The organism is Rickettsia endosymbiont of Gonocerus acuteangulatus, from assembly GCF_964026435.1.
Lineage (GTDB): Bacteria > Pseudomonadota > Alphaproteobacteria > Rickettsiales > Rickettsiaceae > Rickettsia.
Window position 1 is genome coordinate 205,515 of the sequence record NZ_OZ032147.1, and the last position, 15,636, is coordinate 221,150.

The window sequence follows — 15,636 nt, forward strand, 5'->3', positions numbered from 1 at the left end:
CTAAGCATTATTATATTTTATGAATAACAATGCCAAAAAAATGCACACAAATATTTGATGAGTTTTTGCAACTAATACATAGCAATATAGTTAAAGAAGATAAAGCTATTATAGACCTATTAAATACTTTCGGTATAGAGTAAGCTAATGATCTTATTAGCACTGCTTTCATGAAATATTTTGAATTTATGAAACTGCAAGAATGGCAAAGATATCCTTTAGATAGAATAAGTACTAATATTATTGATGAACAAGGAGAAAATGTTATTCATAAATGTGTTAAGTACGATAAAATTGACTTTCTAAACTATATTAATTCTGTTGGATTTAGCTTTACAATACAAAATAAGGAAGAAGATACACCTCTTCATCTTGCTTATAAAAAATTAATATATGCTAAAAATGAAGCAGCTTTCAAAAAAGCTAAAATTACCCTTCTAAATATAATTAATTACGCAAATACTCAGGATATAACGCCCCAATTTATTGACGCACTAGATAGAATAGAGCATGTCTTTAAATCTCTTTTGGGTATATTCCCCGCCGCTTGCGGCGTAATATGGCGGAATGAGCAAATATATACATAAAAGTCATAATGTTACGGTACTGCTGTATCACATGGTATTTCCAGCAAAATATCGCCGAGCAGTGTTTGACGTATCAGTTGATCAAGTATTACGAGAAATATGTTTAGAGATAGAAAAGAGATATCAAATAAAATTTTTAGAAATAGGGGTTGATGAAGATCATGTCCATTTTTTGGTACAATCTGTACCAACCTATAGCGTAACAAAAATAGTAACAACAATTAAAAGTGTTACAGCTCGTCAAATATTTAGACAGTGTCCACAGGTAAAGAAACAATTATGGGGTGGAGAATTTTGGACTGATGGATATTTTACGAGTACGGTAGGTAAGCATGGAAATGAGAATATGATAGGAAAATACATAAAAAACCAAGGCAAGGAATATCAGAAACTGCATGAGGATCATCAGCTAGCTTTCTTCTAAAATACCCCGCTGCTTGCGGCGGGGATTACTTTTATTATAATGCAGCAGCTCATAACATGTTTATGCACCATAAGCTCCCGCTACTTACTGCTACTTTACCTAATATTATCCATCATCATGAAAATGCAAGGACTAAGTAGAACAAAACCTATAAATTTTCTGCCCAAATTTCATTGGGGGTTTTATAACCAAAAATCTTTCTTGGCATGTTATTTAAAATCTCAGCAACATTGTCAAGACCTCTTTGTGTAACGGTAGTAATATCTGTATTTTTAGGTAAAATTCTATGAATCATAGAATTCATTTTTTCCACTAATGCTTTTTGTCTAGGGCGGTATGGATCACAAAAGAAAGTTTGAAACCCAGATAGTCTATAGGCAACATGCCCCACAAACTCTTTGCCATTATCCATAGTAATAGTCTTTCTCACACTATTTGGAAGAGTTTTTATCTTTCTTAAAAAACCATTGGTAACTGTTGTAGCTCTCTTGGAGTTATTCAGCACTAAAATAATCTTTTGACTCTTTTTATCCACCAGTGCACCAATATTCATACTTTGATTACCTTTATGAAATGTAAGATCTGCCTCAAAATTCCCTACTTCTACCTTTTTCGTAGCTATTGCATCACGCTGATGTATTGAGATCCTTTGTGGTATAATGATCCTTTGACGCCTCTTCCCTCTTTTTTGCCTTTTATATCTTTTAGAAGGTAAATAGCTATATAACTTTAATTTAGCTGCTACTGCAGAAGTGTAAACAAATCTATATATACTTTCTGTACTGATACACAAAGCTGTATTTTTGTCTAGTTTTAACTTTCCGGCTATAGCATCCGGCGACCATTTCTTGCGAATCATAGCATTTTTAATATAATCTAACAACATAGGGTTCTTTTCTATTTTTAATAACTCTTGCTGATACATCCTATTTTCATATTTTTCCTGAGCAACACAAGGCATATACTTATCTTTTACCTTATTTCTTTTTAGCTCCATACTAATAGTGCTTTTAGACCTCGTAAGATGTTGTGCTATCTTATTAATACTGACTCCTAGGTCATACATTCTTTTTATCTCATATCTCTCTTCTCGAGATAAGTGTCTATATTTTCTGTTCATCATTACCTATTTAAAATCTTCAAAACTTACGCTATGTTTGATATAATGCCCATGAATTAAGGGATATTATGAAGTGCTTCACTATAAAACATTGCTGTGTAATAAGAGTTTTTAGCATATTTGCTATAACATAGCGTAAGTTTTGTCTTATTATTTTAAATAGGTTCTGTTCTACTTACTTATAGTATTTTCAATTATCCTTATTGCTAGTTGTAAACATTTCTTTAGAAATAATAAAAGCTTCTGTTGTTAAACTTGGCATCAATTTTACTATCTCAGGCAATTTATCAATAATTTCATAATTGATATCATACTTAGGATTTGTAACTATCTCTTTCCAAAAATCAAATGTTTCTCGTGCTAAACTTGGTGTAGTTTTTAATATTTTTACTATATTTTCCATAGCTTTAGATCTTAAATCTTGCTTAGAATCCATAACTATTTCTTTTAGGAAACTAAAGGCTTCCGGTGCTAAATTTGGTATCGCTTCCACTATCTTTACTATATTTTCTATAGCTTCGGAATTAGAATCATCATTAGGATAATCATCGTTATGATATGTAGCCATCTCTTTCAAAAAAGTAAATGTCTCTTGCCCTAAACTTGGTATTGCTTCTGCCATTTCTGCTATCTTTTTTATAGCGTTAGACTTGATGTTTGTGTTAGTCTTAGAGTTTATAATTTTCTTTCTTAAAAAAATAAATACTTCTTGGGTCAGACTTGAGGGTACTTTTACTGTTTTAGATAATTTTATAATGGCTATATGTTTAACATCGTAATCAAGATTTATAAGTAATTTTTTTAAAAAAAGAGTGGTTTCTTGAGTAGTCATTGTTTCTATCATCTTAGGCAAAATGTTAACAATTATATGCATGATAACATTATAGTTAGAGTTTATGAGCAGTTCTTTCACAAAATTAAACACTTCTAAAACAGGCATTACTTTTACTACTTCATCTAAAATACTATAATTTGCGTAATTTAGTATTATTTTACCTAAAGTAGGTTTAGTACTTACTATTTTAGTAAATACTTGATTTACATATTGTTCTAATTCGTCTGAGAATGCAGGATCCCAACTATTTGACAATTGCACTAAACTGTTTTGGAATACTATTTAATCTATCGTTCCATCTAGTATTTGTGTTAACTTTTGTAATATTAACTTTTTTAATTGCTTATTTTCCATTTTCAGTAAGCCAATTAATCTTTCATAAACTTTAGTTTTACTGCCCCATTCATTTTTATTTGCTAGAGCTGCTATTATCCCTATAGCTGTTTTTAATTCTTGAAATGTAGATTTTATTCGTAATTTTTCATTTACTATTTTAACAATTGTTTCGGATAAATAACCGCTATCTATTATAGGCTGTTCCCAGATTGTAATATCCTTTAATACAATATCATCTATTAAATTTTGGATTTGTGTTAAATGCGGTATTCTATTATTAAATTCACCATTGATTTTGCTTTGAGCTAATAAATGCATTAGTAATGTAATTTTCTTTTCAATGCCTAGCTCTAATATCCCATTAACGTTGCAAGTTGCAGCTTCCCAAAATATTTCTGTTAATTCTTTACTATCATCATTATTTGCTATTCCGGCTAAAAACTTTAGAGTCATTAGATATTTTGGTTCGTTTCTACGCTCACCTATAAAACTTGCTGTTTTTGTAAGATGTTTATTATCCAATAACTGATTTTTTAGATAACGGGCAGCTAAAAATTCTTGAAAGGTTAAGTGAATAAATTGATAGTTATGTCCTTCCCTTTTTAATAATCCTTGCTCTATAACTTCGTCTATATCTAAAATATCTTTTTTGCTTTCGACTAATTTACTTTCTACTAACTTCCCTGTTGTCTTAAGTGATTCATAAGCTATTTTCTCTAAAAACCTCATTATGCTTTTTAAGTTATTATTCGCTTCTGTCTTATTTTTATATTTATGCTGGGTTTTGCTAGATACCTATTATTAAGCCAGTTTGTTATCTCGTCATATAAACGACTTATATTAAAATTTTCATTAATGCTCCCTCGGAACTTATCCCTTATCTTTGAATCACTCCAAATTAAACATATTAGTGCAGTATTGATCGGTGCTTCGCATATCTCTTTTATTTGGCTATGAGTATCTAAAAAACTTTTTAATTGCACTCCAAGCATTTGATCATGTTTAAAACTTATATATATATTTCTCTATCCCTTCATTGTCCCATCCCGTATTTTCTACCTTGCGTTTAAATTTACTACTTATATTTTCCGTGATTGCATTAGGTCTAGAACTCATTATTACGTTTTTATACTGAAATACTGCCTCCATAATATTTCGGTAATCACGATTATCTTGGGATAAAAATGCTACTTCATCGTAACCGTCAAGCAATAATAATACTCTATCTTTGTTGCTTATATTGATTATTTCGTGTGGTTCTATATTTTCTAAATTCAAGTAATAATGAATGAAACAAGCTAGTTTGTTTTGACGTAGCTCCTTAGCTTCGTATTCTCTACTCCAATTTTCATTTAATAATTCCTTTAACTTAATTCTAAAGACATAATCAAATTTATCATTCCATAAATTATCTTTGCCCCATCTATACGAGATATTGTGCAGTAACGTAGTCTTTCCAATACCGGCACTGCCTAGTAATAGTACTTTACCAACATCTGCTTGTATTCTATTTATTGATTCGGCTATGTGCTTTATTTCCGATTCACTTTTGTCAGGTATATTTCCATAAAGTAGATTCAGCTTATTTTCTTCTTCGATTAGTGGCTTAATTATATTGTCGATTATTTCTTTTTGAACTTGATACTCTTTAAGTAGCTTCTTTACCCTATTTTCTGCATCTATAGCTTTAAAGATATTTTCTATTTCTACTGGTTTCTTTTCACCGATAACTTTATCACGTAATGCTGCTTTGGCTGAGTCATTATCTTCGCTAAGTAATATCTGTAATTTTATATCAAAACTTACGCTATGTTATAGCAAATATGCTAAAAACTCTTATTACACAGCAATGTTTTATAGTGAAGCACTTCATAATATCCCTTAATTCATGGGCATTATATCAAACATAGCGTAAGTTTTGATATAATACTCCTCCAAAGATAGGGCTTTAATTTGCTCATCCTCTATTAACTTCGGTAAAGTATCTTGAGAAAGGTATAGAGCTTTTAATGCACTACCAAAAGCTTTGGTTTTTTCTTGCATATTTAGTAAGTTGTTAAAAAAATCTTTAAAATTATATCAGATATAAATTCAAGTTTAAATTGTAAAATCTTAAACTTATTCAAGTTTTGTAAATTATTGAGACGTAATGGTTTGGCAATTCTAATTTCTTAACCTACTTATCTTCGGTTTACAAAAACTATTGCATATTTTGGCTCTATAGTTTATTTTGATTAGCAAACTAATATGCTGAATTATTTATAAATAACGGATTATTACAAATGGCAACTACCATATTAAAAAATGAAGGGCTAGATTTTCATATTAAAATTTCAACTCCTTTAAGTGAAATAGATAATGATATTCAAAAAGAGCTGATCGACTTAACAAAAAAGGTAAAAATAGCAGGCTTTAGAGCTGGTAAAGTACCTATTGCAATTGTTGAGAAAAAATATGGTGCTTCTGTCAGAAATGATATAATAGAAAAAAAAATTAATGATTCAGTAAATCATGTTATTAAGGAGCATAATTTAAATATTATCGGCAGACCAAAAATTGATGATTTGCAAAACGAACCTAATAAGCCTTTAGAATTTACAATAAAAATGGAATTATTGCCTAAAATTGATATTCCAGATCTAAAGAAAATATCTATAAATCGTCCGAAATTAGAAGTAAGTCCTGAGGATGTTGAAGAACAACTCAAAAAGCTTGCGGAAATGATGAAAAGTTATACTAAAGAAAGTAAAGCAAAAGCTAAAGATGGTGATCAAATTACCATGGATGCAGTTGGTTATGTTAAAGATGAAGCTTTTGAGGGTGGCAAACTTACAGATTTTAAAGTAGTTATTGGTAGCAATGCACTTATTCCTGGTTTTGAAAAACAATTAATAGGTTCTAAAGCAGGTAGTGAAGTAGAAGTTAATGTAACTTTCCCTGAAAATTACCATGCTAAAGATTTAGCTGGCAAAGATGCTCGTTTTGTAGTGCAGGTTAAGGCTGTTCATACTGCAGAACCTACAGTCATTGATGATGAGTTTGCTAAAAAATTCCAAAGCAATAGCCTTGAAGAGCTACGTACTCACTTTACCAAAAAAATAGAAAATGAGTCGGAAGAAGCTATTTCTACTATAATGAAAATGAATTTATTTGATCAGCTAGAAAAATTATTAGATTTTGACGTGCCTGAATCTTTATTAGATCAAGAAAAAAATATCTTGAAATCTGAAACTGACAAAAGCGAGCAAGATGATTCTGTATTCAAAGATAAATCCCCAGAACAAGTAAAAGAATACTATTATAAATTAGCATTACGTCGTGTTAGAATTGGGTTAATGCTTGCAGAATATACAAAAGATAAAAATTTACAAGTAGAGCCTGATGATCTTCGCAGAATTATTATGCAGCAAGCACGTAGCTTTCCTGGTCAAGAAAATATGTTGTTTGATTTTTATAAAAATAACCCTAGAGCTGTTGAACAGCTTAAAGGACCTGCGTTGGAAGAAAAAGCTGTACAACATATTTTTGATAATGCAGTAAAGCTTAAAGAGAAAAAATATAACAGAAAAGAATTAGAAAAATTATTAGAATCAGAAGAGCAACGCATTACTGCTATGTAATAATTTTTATTTACTTCCTGTCATAGCATCAATTTGGTGACCCAAAAGTTTTGGGTTGCCCCACTCTTTCACAATGACGATATCATATAAGCCCTATAAACTTATTTACATAAACAAATAATCTATGTTATAATATCTATATAATAATCTAGCTAATCTAGACATGTTGGAGCTTAAATATGAATAAATGGCAATTACACGAAGCAAAAAATAAGCTAAGTAATATTGTTGATACAGCAATGCAAGGTACACCTCAATGTATTACAAAAAGGGGAGAAGAAGCAGTTGTAGTTATTAGTATGAAATATTACAAACAACTTACTAAACAAAAGCTTGATTTCAAAGAATATTTATTAAGTATACCTAAGACAGATGATTTAGTTATTGAAAGAGTACAAGGAAAGGCAAGAGATTTTGAATTATGAAATATTTATTAGATACTAATGTTGTATCCGAAATCCAAAAGAAAAAACCTAATCCTCAAGTAGTAGCATGGTTTTCAGTTGTTCATTATAGTCAATTACATATTAAGTTGTATTACTATTGGTGAAATAAGAAAAGGTGTGCTAAAATTATCCAAAAATGATTCAGAGTAGTAAGTCTAAAATTAAAAAAATGGTTAGAAGAACTAATCATAGATTATAATGAAAAAATTCTTAATATTGATAAAGAGATATGTGAAGAATGGGGTGAATTAATGAGTATACATGGCACTAATGAGATTGATGCTTTAATAGCAGCACAAGCAAAACAAAACAATATGATATTAAGTTACTAGAAATACCAAGCATTATAATATGTTTAACATTAAAATATTCGATCCTTTTAATTGATCAAAATTTTCTTTCCCGATAACAACGCCTTATGAAAAAACTATCATTTCAGCAAATTATACTAACCTTGCAGAATTATTGGCAGGATTATGGCTGTGCGATTTTGCAGCCTTACGATGCCCATGTTGGAGCTGGTACGTTTCACCCTGCAACAGTACTTCGTTGTCTTGGTCCGAAGCCTTGGTCTGTCGCTTACGTGCAGCCGTCAAGAAGACCTGGTGATAGCAGATATGGTATGCATCCTAATAGAATGCAGCATTATTACCAATTTCAAGTTATCTTAAAGCCCTCACCCGATAACATTCAGGAGCTATATCTTAAAAGTTTGGAATGCTTAGGGATAGATTTAAAAGCTCACGATATTAGGTTTGTTGAAGATGATTGGAAATCACCGACGCTAGGAGCTGCAGGGCTTGGCTGGGAAATATGGTGTGACGGTATGGAAGTGTCGCAGTTTACTTATATGCAGCAAATTGGTGGTATAGAATGTAAACCAGTTGCCGGTGAAATTACTTACGGCTTAGAGCGTCTTGCTTTATATATTCAAGGCATTGATGAGGTAAAAGAACTTGATTGGAATGGTCAAACAGGCGAAAAAGCCTTAAAATATGGTGAAGTTGATTTTGAAGCTGAGCGGCAATTTTCAAAGTTTAATTTAGAGCTTGCTGATAGCGAGATGTTACTGCGGCATTTTAAAGATAGTGAAGAACAATGTGAGCGGCTAGTAGAAGCAAATTTGCCGTTACCTGCTTATGATTACTGTCTTAATGCAAGCCATTATTTTAACTTATTGAATTCACATGGAATAATAAGCGTAACCGAGCGTGCTTCGTATGTTTTAAGAGTGCGTCATTTAGCTAGAATTTGTTGTATGAAATGGTTGGAGATGAGCAGTGAGTGAATTATTATTAGAACTATTTAGCGAAGAAATACCGGCTTTTATGCAAAAAGATGCTGAAGAGGGTTATTTAAATATATTTACGAAAAATTTTGAAGAAAATGAAATTTTCGCAAAAATACAAGTATTTTCAGGACCTCGCAGGATAACACTATATGCTACACATTTGCCAAAAGTAACGTTACCAAAAGAAATAGAGATTAAAGGACCGAGTACAGAAGCACTGGAAGCTGCGATTAATGGCTTTTGCAAAGCTCATAACGTTAGCAAATTAGAGCTTTCAACTAAGTTAATTAATAACCAATTATATTATTTCTACATTAAAAAAGTAGAAGAAAGACAAATAAAAGAAATTTTACCTGAAATTATCGTGGAAGCTATTAATAAATATAGCTGGGCAAAATCTATGTTTTGGGGAAGTTACAATATAAAATGGATTAGACCGCTACGAAATATTTTATGTATATTTGATAACGAAATATTACCTCTGCAATTTGGTCATTTGGTCGCTAATAACGTCACTTTTGGGCATCGTCTTACTGATAATAAAAAACTCGAAGTAACTGATTTTAAAGATTACAAAACTAAACTCACAGAAAATTATGTAATTTTAGAAAGATTAAAACGAGAAGAAATAATTAAAACTGGTTTATCAGAGCAAGCAAATGCTTATAATTTAAATATAAAAGAAGATTTAAGATTAATTGAAGAAGTAGCAGGGCTTAGCGAATTTCCGATAGTATTATGTGGCACAATACCACAAAAGTTTTTAAAGTTACCTAAAGAAGTGCTAATCTCTTCGATGCGTACTCATCAGAAATATTTTTGTTTATTTGATAGATCAGGAAATTTTGCTCCATATTTCCTTTTTGTTAGTAACGGACAGTTTGCCAATAGCACATTAGTTGTGCAAGGTAATGAAAAAGTATTATCTGCAAGGCTTTCTGATGCTTTATATTTTTACAAACAAGATATATCTAAAACTTTAGAAGCAAATTTAGAAAAACTTGCAGCTGTAACATTTCATACAAAGCTTGGTAGTTTAAAGGCAAAAGTAGAGCGTATAGTTGATATTTGTAAATATATCGATTCGGATAATAAAGATTTAATTATGGCAGCTAAACTTTGCAAAAGTGATCTTGTTTCTGAAATGGTTGGAGAATTCCCCGAGCTGCAAGGTATTATGGGTCATTACTATGCAAAACATGAAAAGCTAAATGAAGAAATAGCTGTAGCAATCAGAGATCATTATAAGCCGCAAGGTCTAAGTGATAGCGTACCGATTGGTAATGCTGCTTTGCTTGCGATTGCAGATAAATTAGATAGTTTAGTAGGTTTAATGATAGCTGGTGAAGCCCCAACAGGTTCCGGTGATCCATATGCGTTAAGACGTCAGGTATTAGGCATAATAAGAATAATAATTGAGAATAAATTAGAGCTGAATTTAAGCAATCTAATTGATTTTTCCTTGAAGCTATATAAGGATTTATCTGTTAAAGGTAGGGATTTAATAATATCGTTCTTTGAAGAAAGAGCAAAATTTTATTTTAAAAATGAATATGATATTTCGCTAATTAATGCTGTTCTTGATTTAAATTTAGCAAATATAAAATTTAAGCTTGATGCGTTGAAAGAGTTTTTAGAAAAAGAAGACGGAAAGCAATTATTAAATGCTTATAAACGAGCAAGTAACATACTTGAAAGCCAAAATATTGATGGTGCTGTTGAGTCTAATCTATTTAGTACTCAACCTGAAAAGGAATTATTTGAAGTAACTCAAAAGCTTTCACTGCAAATTGTTGATAAGGATTATGATAAGGCATTAAATTTATTGCAGACTCTATTAACTCCGATTACTAGCTTTTTTGATAATGTACTTGTTAATGATAGTGATCCAAAAATTGCCAAAAACCGTTTATTAATGTTACAAGATGTTTGTGAATTATTTCATAAGATCGCTAAATTTAACTGCTTATGATAAAACAAGCAGTTAAATTTATAACCTCCGGTAAAGTCGTAGTTTTTCCGACCGAAACAGTTTATGGAATAGGAGCAGATGCTACCAATCAAGAAGCATGTTTAAAAATCTTTCAATTTAAAAATCGCCCTGCTATCAACCCGCTTATTGTGCATGTCTCATCTATAGAGCAGGCAAAAGAAATAGGTAAGTTTAATTACATAGCCGAAAAAATAGCAGAAAAATTTTGGTCTGGTCCTTTGTCTATAGTTGTTCCGTTAAAAGAAAATGCAAATATTGCACCGGCAGTTACGGCAGGACTTAAAACTATAGCGATTCGTACACCATCCCACCCATTAGCATTGGAACTTATTAAACAATCCGGAAAGCCAATAGCTGCTCCAAGTGCTAATCCTTCAAATTATATAAGTCCGACTAGAGTAGATCATGTTACAAAGCATTTTAATGATAATGAAGAAATTTTTATTCTAACAGACAAACATTATCAATCTAAATATGGGTTAGAATCAACTATCGTCGATACTACAAATGATATAATTACTATTCTTAGAGAGGGGTTTATCACTGCCGAAGTGTTAGAAGCAGTACTTGATATTAAAATTAATAAAGCATCGAAAAATATTAATATTAAAGCTCCAGGGATGCTTGAGAAACATTATTCCCCAACAGTACCTATTAGATTAAATGCTACAAACTTAAATGATAAAGAAATTGGATTAAATTTTGGTGATAGCAATCTTAAAGGGGAATATTCATTAAACTTAAGTAGTAAAGGCGACCTTGCAGAAGCAGCATCTAATTTTTATGCCTATTTGAGATTATTAGATGATTATGCTGTTGCTCATAATATAGAATATATAGCGGTTGCTCCTATACCTAATATAAATATAGGTGCTGCTATCAACGATAGACTAAAACGTGCTGCAAAATTATAGTTAATAGATTAAATCTCTTTTGGGTATATTCCCCGCCGCTTGCGGCGTAATATGGCGGAATGAGCAAATATATACATAAAAGTCATAATGTTACGGTACTGCTGTATCACATGGTATTTCCAGCAAAATATCGCCGAGCAGTGTTTGACGTATCAGTTGATCAAGTATTACGAGAAATATGTTTAGAGATAGAAAAGAGATATCAAATAAAATTTTTAGAAATAGGGGTTGATGAAGATCATGTCCATTTTTTGGTACAATCTGTACCAACCTATAGCGTAACAAAAATAGTAACAACAATTAAAAGTGTTACAGCTCGTCAAATATTTAGACAGTGTCCACAGGTAAAGAAACAATTATGGGGTGGAGAATTTTGGACTGATGGATATTTTACGAGTACGGTAGGTAAGCATGGAAATGAGAATATGATAGGAAAATACGTAAAAAACCAAGGCAAGGAATATCAGAAACTGCATGAGGATCATCAGCTAGCTTTCTTCTAAAATACCCCGCTGCTTGCGGCGGGGATTACTTTTATTTTGATAAAGTGCAACAAGAAATAGAGCTGGAAGTAGCAAAAGCTGAAGAAATAGCTGAAGCTATTCCATTATTATCTAAAGTGTTTAATTATATTGAATCAGAGAAAGCTCATAATGAAATAGCTGACATTGTAATTAATGCAAAATCACAAGATGTTATTGCTATATATTTAGCCAAAGCTATAGCAGATCAAAATAATAATGAACATATAAAGAATTTTTTATCTGATGCTTTACATTATCGCATTAAGCTATATACTCTATTAGTAGGAAGACTATAATAGAGTGGAAAAAATTAAAGAAACAAACTGGGGATGTCAAAGCAAAAAGTGGTTATCATACAGGACATCGTAGAATAATAAGAGACATAGAGGGATTTAAAAAATTTATAGAATTAAATTTTGATAAAACCACCATGGAGCTAGCTAATAACTGGAGTCAAAAAGTATCTGCAAGTACGATATCAAGATTGCTTAATAAATTAGGTTATAGTTATAAAAAAAACTTTTCTTCATCCCAAAAGGGATATTGGTCTAAGGAATGAGTTTATATTGAAACTAAAAACTATAGATAAACAAGATTTAGTATTTATCGATGAGTCTGGGATAGAAGATAATAGCTGTAGAGAACACGGGTGGAGCATTATCGGTCAAAGATGTTATGGTGAAAAGGTCTATCAACATAAATCACGGATTAGTATGATTGCTGGGCTGTGTGTCAAAGATATTATTGCCCCAATAATATTTGATGGGACATGTAATAAGGACATTTTTGAAACTTATGTACAAGAGATATTGATCAAGGAATTAAAGGCTGGTCAGATAGTAGTAATGGATAATATTAATTTTCATAAAAGTACAAAAGTGAAAACGTTAATTGAATCTGTTGGTTGCAGTATTTTATTTTTACCAACTTACTCTCCTGACTTAAATCCTATTGAGCATTGCTGGTTTAAAATCAAGAATGAAATAAGAAAAACTATTTCTAATTTTGAGCACTTTTTTGATGCTGTTTACTATGCTCTTAAAAAAGTCACTACCTTATCGCATTAAGCTATACCATAAAAACTTATAAAGCTACAGATAATAGTAATAAAAAACTATAGGAAGTTTTTTAGAAGTTGTTAAGGAGTTAAATCAGATTTTAGAAAACCCAAACTCTAAATTGGAAAGCTTCTAAAATTATTTAAAACATTTTTCTGACACTAAATTAAGTGATCAACATGATTTAGACATAATTGATGTTAAAGATTGGTTTAGCACTTTATTTGCTCCTTTTAATAAAATAAATTTAGAAGCAGAATTAATAGAGTCTTTTAAAACCGTATTAAAAAGTGATGAGTTTTCTTTTGTTAATAAGCTGAATGATGCTATTAAAAACTTTTATCAAGATATAAAAAGTAATAAGATTTTAAATATAAATCAAATAAATAACATAGAAAATCTAAAAGCTTTTTTAAAATCTATTAAAGATGCTAAGATTCAAAACTTAAAGGATATTACAGATACATTAACAAATAATATTCATCACATACCTTTTAAATCTTTAGATATGTCTAAAACCATACTTGATAGTATAGATAACTTTAAAAAATTAGTAAGTTCGATTAGTGAGCAAGAAGCTAAATCTCTTTGGACTAGTATTACAACATTTAAATCTATTAATGAAAAAACTATTGATGAAAAAAGTTTTACTGAAGTAGTATATAAGAAGCTACTACATAGCCAAATAGCACCTATGCAAGAACAGAGTGCTTATAATTCGTTGGGGGAATTATTAATAGCAATGCATGGATCTATCGCTTTTCATAATAAACAAGACGAATTGTATAAGCATCAATTAGCTGAAATTTATTGTCAGCATGCACAAGCTGTAGATATGAACTGTGCAATAGATTTATATAAAAAAGCTGCTGCACTAGATTCTGTTAAAGCAAATACAAAACTCGGTAATATATATTTACAGCAAGGTAAATATGTACAAGCATTAGAATATTTAAGAAAAACTAAATGTATTGATGACGAAAAGAAAGCATTTAAAGGATTAATGGATGAGATGAAGCATAATCCTCAGATAAATGATAGGAATTTAGCAGACGAGTATTTATTGCAGGCAGAATATTATAAAAAACACAGCATAAAAGATGATGCAACAAAAGCTTATCTTATTGCTATAGGTAAACTGGAAGGAATAGTTGAACCTAAGGATTATTTAAAATTATCTGATATATATATAAATCTAGCAAATACAGTTTTACCAAGTGATAATAATAAAACAGAATATTTTGTGCAAGCTACAGGATATAAGGAATTAGCAGAAAAATTTGGTATTCCTCAAAATATAGAGCAAGATACATTTGTAGATTTATTACGTCCTCTTGATCCTAAGGATGTTTCACTAAGTGGTTACGATTCTGATTCTTATTATTACTCAGATTCAGGTAATTAAAATATCTTAATATAATTTTTATAGACAAGTAAAAATGAGGTGATAGTATAAAATAAATATATTTAATTATAAATTAGATATGACTCAAGATTATCCAGATGATGATACAAAAAAAATTGCTGAGCAAATAAAAGATGCTTTAATGGGTATTAGCGACTCGCTTGTACTTGAAAGTACAGAAGTAGAAGAGCTTTTTGAGGAGTTGAGCCAAAATGAAGATTTTGAGCATGAGATAGAGCAGATACTTGCTATCTTAAATGAACAAACTATGGATTTAACTCAACTCCAATCGCAAATTATTTTATTGATCCGTAAATATTTAGGTAAAACTAAAAATCTAAAGCTTAAAATGCTGAAGATGGATGAAAAACTTATCAGTAAAAATATTTCCGAAGTCAGTAACTATTTAATGCATCAACATTCCAAAATTGTTAGAGATGCTAATAAAAACCTTGCAAACCCGAAAGATAAATTACAAGGCTTAACCAAGCAGGCAAGAATAGACCTAAAGCGTTTGATCAAAAGCTTTGCCGTTTATCAGATTTATATGTTTATGAATCCGAAAAGGATAGCGGGTGAGACAAAATTAATGAATTTTGCCTATAATTTTATTAGATGTGGAATGAAATTAGCCCAAAAATATGAGGGTGGAAAGCCAAGAGATATCAAATCATATTCCCCTAAACTTATTAAAAAGCTTGAAAGAGCTCGTGCCGGTTTTAAAAAAAGCGGTGGCATTTCAATTTAAATATTATATATTTCTAGTAAATGAAAAATAGAAAAATTACTGGCATAATGGCATGCGATCCTAAAGGAGTGATAGAGCTTAAAGGGCAGATGCCTTGGTCTTACCCTAAGGAGTTTGAGTATTTTTATCAAATAGTGAAAAATAATATTATAGTCATGGGACATAAAACCTTTGATTCACTACCTTCTAAAATCTTGCAAAACTGTATTTGCATTGTTTTTTCAAAAATATACCTACTCAATTTTCTGATAATGGTGTGTTTTTGTGAAATTTTTAGATGAGTTTTGGGAGGTGATAAAGCTTTTTAGCGATAAGAAAATTTTTATGGTCGGAGG

Annotated in this window: 17 protein-coding genes and 2 pseudogenes; 14 read left to right on the plus strand and 5 right to left on the minus strand. The window is 30.7% G+C overall.

The window, feature by feature from the left end; translation table 11 throughout:
• The first annotated feature begins 188 nt into the window (after positions 1-188).
• Both AAGD55_RS01275 and tnpA (AAGD55_RS01280) read left to right on the plus strand, forming a co-directional pair.
• Positions 189-587, plus strand: coding sequence for an ankyrin repeat domain-containing protein (locus tag AAGD55_RS01275; protein WP_341791840.1), 399 nt, complete (start codon positions 189-191; stop codon positions 585-587).
• A complete protein-coding gene (gene tnpA, locus AAGD55_RS01280) occupies positions 568-1,011 on the plus strand; it encodes an IS200/IS605 family transposase (RefSeq protein WP_341791841.1) in 444 nt (147 codons plus the stop codon). Before AAGD55_RS01275 ends, tnpA (AAGD55_RS01280) begins: the two co-directional genes overlap by 20 nt.
• A 148-nt stretch (positions 1,012-1,159) precedes the next feature.
• Here the strand turns inward: tnpA (AAGD55_RS01280) and AAGD55_RS01285 are convergent, their stop codons facing one another.
• The 5 genes from AAGD55_RS01285 to AAGD55_RS01305 all read right to left on the minus strand — a co-directional run bounded on the left by AAGD55_RS01285 (position 1,160) and on the right by AAGD55_RS01305 (position 5,345).
• Positions 1,160-2,134 (minus strand): IS30 family transposase, encoded by a 975-nt coding sequence (locus AAGD55_RS01285; protein WP_341791842.1) that lies wholly within the window; start codon positions 2,132-2,134, stop codon positions 1,160-1,162.
• Positions 2,135-2,321: 187 nt separating this feature from the next.
• Positions 2,322-3,221, minus strand: coding sequence for a hypothetical protein (locus tag AAGD55_RS01290; protein ID WP_341791843.1), 900 nt, complete (start codon positions 3,219-3,221; stop codon positions 2,322-2,324).
• A gap of 27 nt (positions 3,222-3,248) precedes the next feature.
• Positions 3,249-4,031, minus strand: coding sequence for a hypothetical protein (locus tag AAGD55_RS01295; RefSeq protein ID WP_341791844.1), 783 nt, complete (start codon positions 4,029-4,031; stop codon positions 3,249-3,251).
• A gap of 273 nt (positions 4,032-4,304) precedes the next feature.
• On the minus strand, positions 4,305-5,096 hold the full coding sequence (locus AAGD55_RS01300; protein WP_341792488.1) for an NACHT domain-containing protein: 792 nt from the start codon (positions 5,094-5,096) through the stop codon (positions 4,305-4,307).
• 87 nt (positions 5,097-5,183) lie between these two features.
• Positions 5,184-5,345 carry an NTPase gene (locus AAGD55_RS01305; protein WP_341791845.1) on the minus strand — a complete coding sequence of 54 codons (162 nt, stop codon included), beginning with the start codon at positions 5,343-5,345 and terminating at the stop codon, positions 5,184-5,186.
• A gap of 239 nt (positions 5,346-5,584) precedes the next feature.
• Between AAGD55_RS01305 and tig the strand changes: the two genes are divergently transcribed.
• The 12 genes and pseudogenes from tig to AAGD55_RS01365 all read left to right on the plus strand — a co-directional run bounded on the left by tig (position 5,585) and on the right by AAGD55_RS01365 (position 15,582).
• A complete protein-coding gene (tig, locus tag AAGD55_RS01310) occupies positions 5,585-6,922 on the plus strand; it encodes a trigger factor (RefSeq protein ID WP_341791846.1) in 1,338 nt (445 codons plus the stop codon).
• Positions 6,923-7,101: 179 nt separating this feature from the next.
• Positions 7,102-7,347: a type II toxin-antitoxin system Phd/YefM family antitoxin gene (locus AAGD55_RS01315; protein WP_341791847.1), complete on the plus strand. Its 246-nt coding sequence runs from the start codon at positions 7,102-7,104 to the stop codon at positions 7,345-7,347.
• Positions 7,344-7,755 (plus strand): annotated as a pseudogene (locus AAGD55_RS01320) (type II toxin-antitoxin system VapC family toxin). Before AAGD55_RS01315 ends, AAGD55_RS01320 begins: the two are co-directional and overlap by 4 nt.
• 31 nt (positions 7,756-7,786) lie before the next feature.
• A complete protein-coding gene (locus AAGD55_RS01325) occupies positions 7,787-8,656 on the plus strand; it encodes a glycine--tRNA ligase subunit alpha (protein ID WP_341791848.1) in 870 nt (289 codons plus the stop codon).
• On the plus strand, positions 8,649-10,631 hold the full coding sequence (glyS, locus tag AAGD55_RS01330) for a glycine--tRNA ligase subunit beta (protein WP_341791849.1): 1,983 nt from the start codon (positions 8,649-8,651) through the stop codon (positions 10,629-10,631). Before AAGD55_RS01325 ends, glyS begins: the two co-directional genes overlap by 8 nt.
• The gene (locus AAGD55_RS01335; RefSeq protein ID WP_341791850.1) at positions 10,628-11,566 is read left to right on the plus strand and encodes an L-threonylcarbamoyladenylate synthase; all 939 of its coding nucleotides are present in this window, start codon (positions 10,628-10,630) and stop codon (positions 11,564-11,566) included. Before glyS ends, AAGD55_RS01335 begins: the two co-directional genes overlap by 4 nt.
• A gap of 59 nt (positions 11,567-11,625) precedes the next feature.
• Positions 11,626-12,069, plus strand: coding sequence for an IS200/IS605 family transposase (gene tnpA, locus AAGD55_RS01340; protein ID WP_341790826.1), 444 nt, complete (start codon positions 11,626-11,628; stop codon positions 12,067-12,069).
• A gap of 44 nt (positions 12,070-12,113) precedes the next feature.
• Positions 12,114-12,386, plus strand: a complete 273-nt coding sequence (locus AAGD55_RS01345; RefSeq protein ID WP_341791851.1) for a hypothetical protein — start codon at positions 12,114-12,116, stop codon at positions 12,384-12,386.
• A pseudogene (locus AAGD55_RS01350) lies at positions 12,359-13,157 on the plus strand (IS630 family transposase); the annotation flags it as partial. The gene AAGD55_RS01345 and the pseudogene AAGD55_RS01350, both read left to right, overlap by 28 nt.
• A 499-nt stretch (positions 13,158-13,656) precedes the next feature.
• Positions 13,657-14,553, plus strand: coding sequence for a hypothetical protein (locus AAGD55_RS01355; protein WP_341791852.1), 897 nt, complete (start codon positions 13,657-13,659; stop codon positions 14,551-14,553).
• A 79-nt stretch (positions 14,554-14,632) separates the two neighbouring features.
• Complete coding sequence (locus AAGD55_RS01360) at positions 14,633-15,301, plus strand: DUF5394 family protein (RefSeq protein WP_341791853.1); 669 nt, start codon at positions 14,633-14,635, stop codon at positions 15,299-15,301.
• 20 nt (positions 15,302-15,321) lie between these two features.
• The gene (locus tag AAGD55_RS01365) at positions 15,322-15,582 is read left to right on the plus strand and encodes a dihydrofolate reductase (protein ID WP_341791854.1); all 261 of its coding nucleotides are present in this window, start codon (positions 15,322-15,324) and stop codon (positions 15,580-15,582) included.
• Positions 15,583-15,636 lie beyond the last annotated feature (54 nt).

Excerpts from the sequence above, each read along its gene's own strand:
- AAGD55_RS01275 (WP_341791840.1), top strand. The coding sequence starts at position 189 with ATGAAACTGCAAGAATGGCAAAGATATCCTTTAGATAGAATAAGTACT.
- tnpA (WP_341791841.1), top strand. The coding sequence starts at position 568 with ATGAGCAAATATATACATAAAAGTCATAATGTTACGGTACTGCTGTAT.
- AAGD55_RS01285 (WP_341791842.1), bottom strand. The coding sequence starts at position 2,134 with ATGATGAACAGAAAATATAGACACTTATCTCGAGAAGAGAGATATGAG.
- AAGD55_RS01295 (WP_341791844.1), bottom strand. The coding sequence starts at position 4,031 with ATGAGGTTTTTAGAGAAAATAGCTTATGAATCACTTAAGACAACAGGG.
- AAGD55_RS01305 (WP_341791845.1), bottom strand. The coding sequence starts at position 5,345 with ATGCAAGAAAAAACCAAAGCTTTTGGTAGTGCATTAAAAGCTCTATAC.
- tig (WP_341791846.1), top strand. The coding sequence starts at position 5,585 with ATGGCAACTACCATATTAAAAAATGAAGGGCTAGATTTTCATATTAAA.
- AAGD55_RS01315 (WP_341791847.1), top strand. The coding sequence starts at position 7,102 with ATGAATAAATGGCAATTACACGAAGCAAAAAATAAGCTAAGTAATATT.
- AAGD55_RS01325 (WP_341791848.1), top strand. The coding sequence starts at position 7,787 with ATGAAAAAACTATCATTTCAGCAAATTATACTAACCTTGCAGAATTAT.
- AAGD55_RS01335 (WP_341791850.1), top strand. The coding sequence starts at position 10,628 with ATGATAAAACAAGCAGTTAAATTTATAACCTCCGGTAAAGTCGTAGTT.
- tnpA (WP_341790826.1), top strand. The coding sequence starts at position 11,626 with ATGAGCAAATATATACATAAAAGTCATAATGTTACGGTACTGCTGTAT.
- AAGD55_RS01355 (WP_341791852.1), top strand. The coding sequence starts at position 13,657 with ATGTCTAAAACCATACTTGATAGTATAGATAACTTTAAAAAATTAGTA.
- AAGD55_RS01360 (WP_341791853.1), top strand. The coding sequence starts at position 14,633 with ATGACTCAAGATTATCCAGATGATGATACAAAAAAAATTGCTGAGCAA.
- AAGD55_RS01365 (WP_341791854.1), top strand. The coding sequence starts at position 15,322 with ATGAAAAATAGAAAAATTACTGGCATAATGGCATGCGATCCTAAAGGA.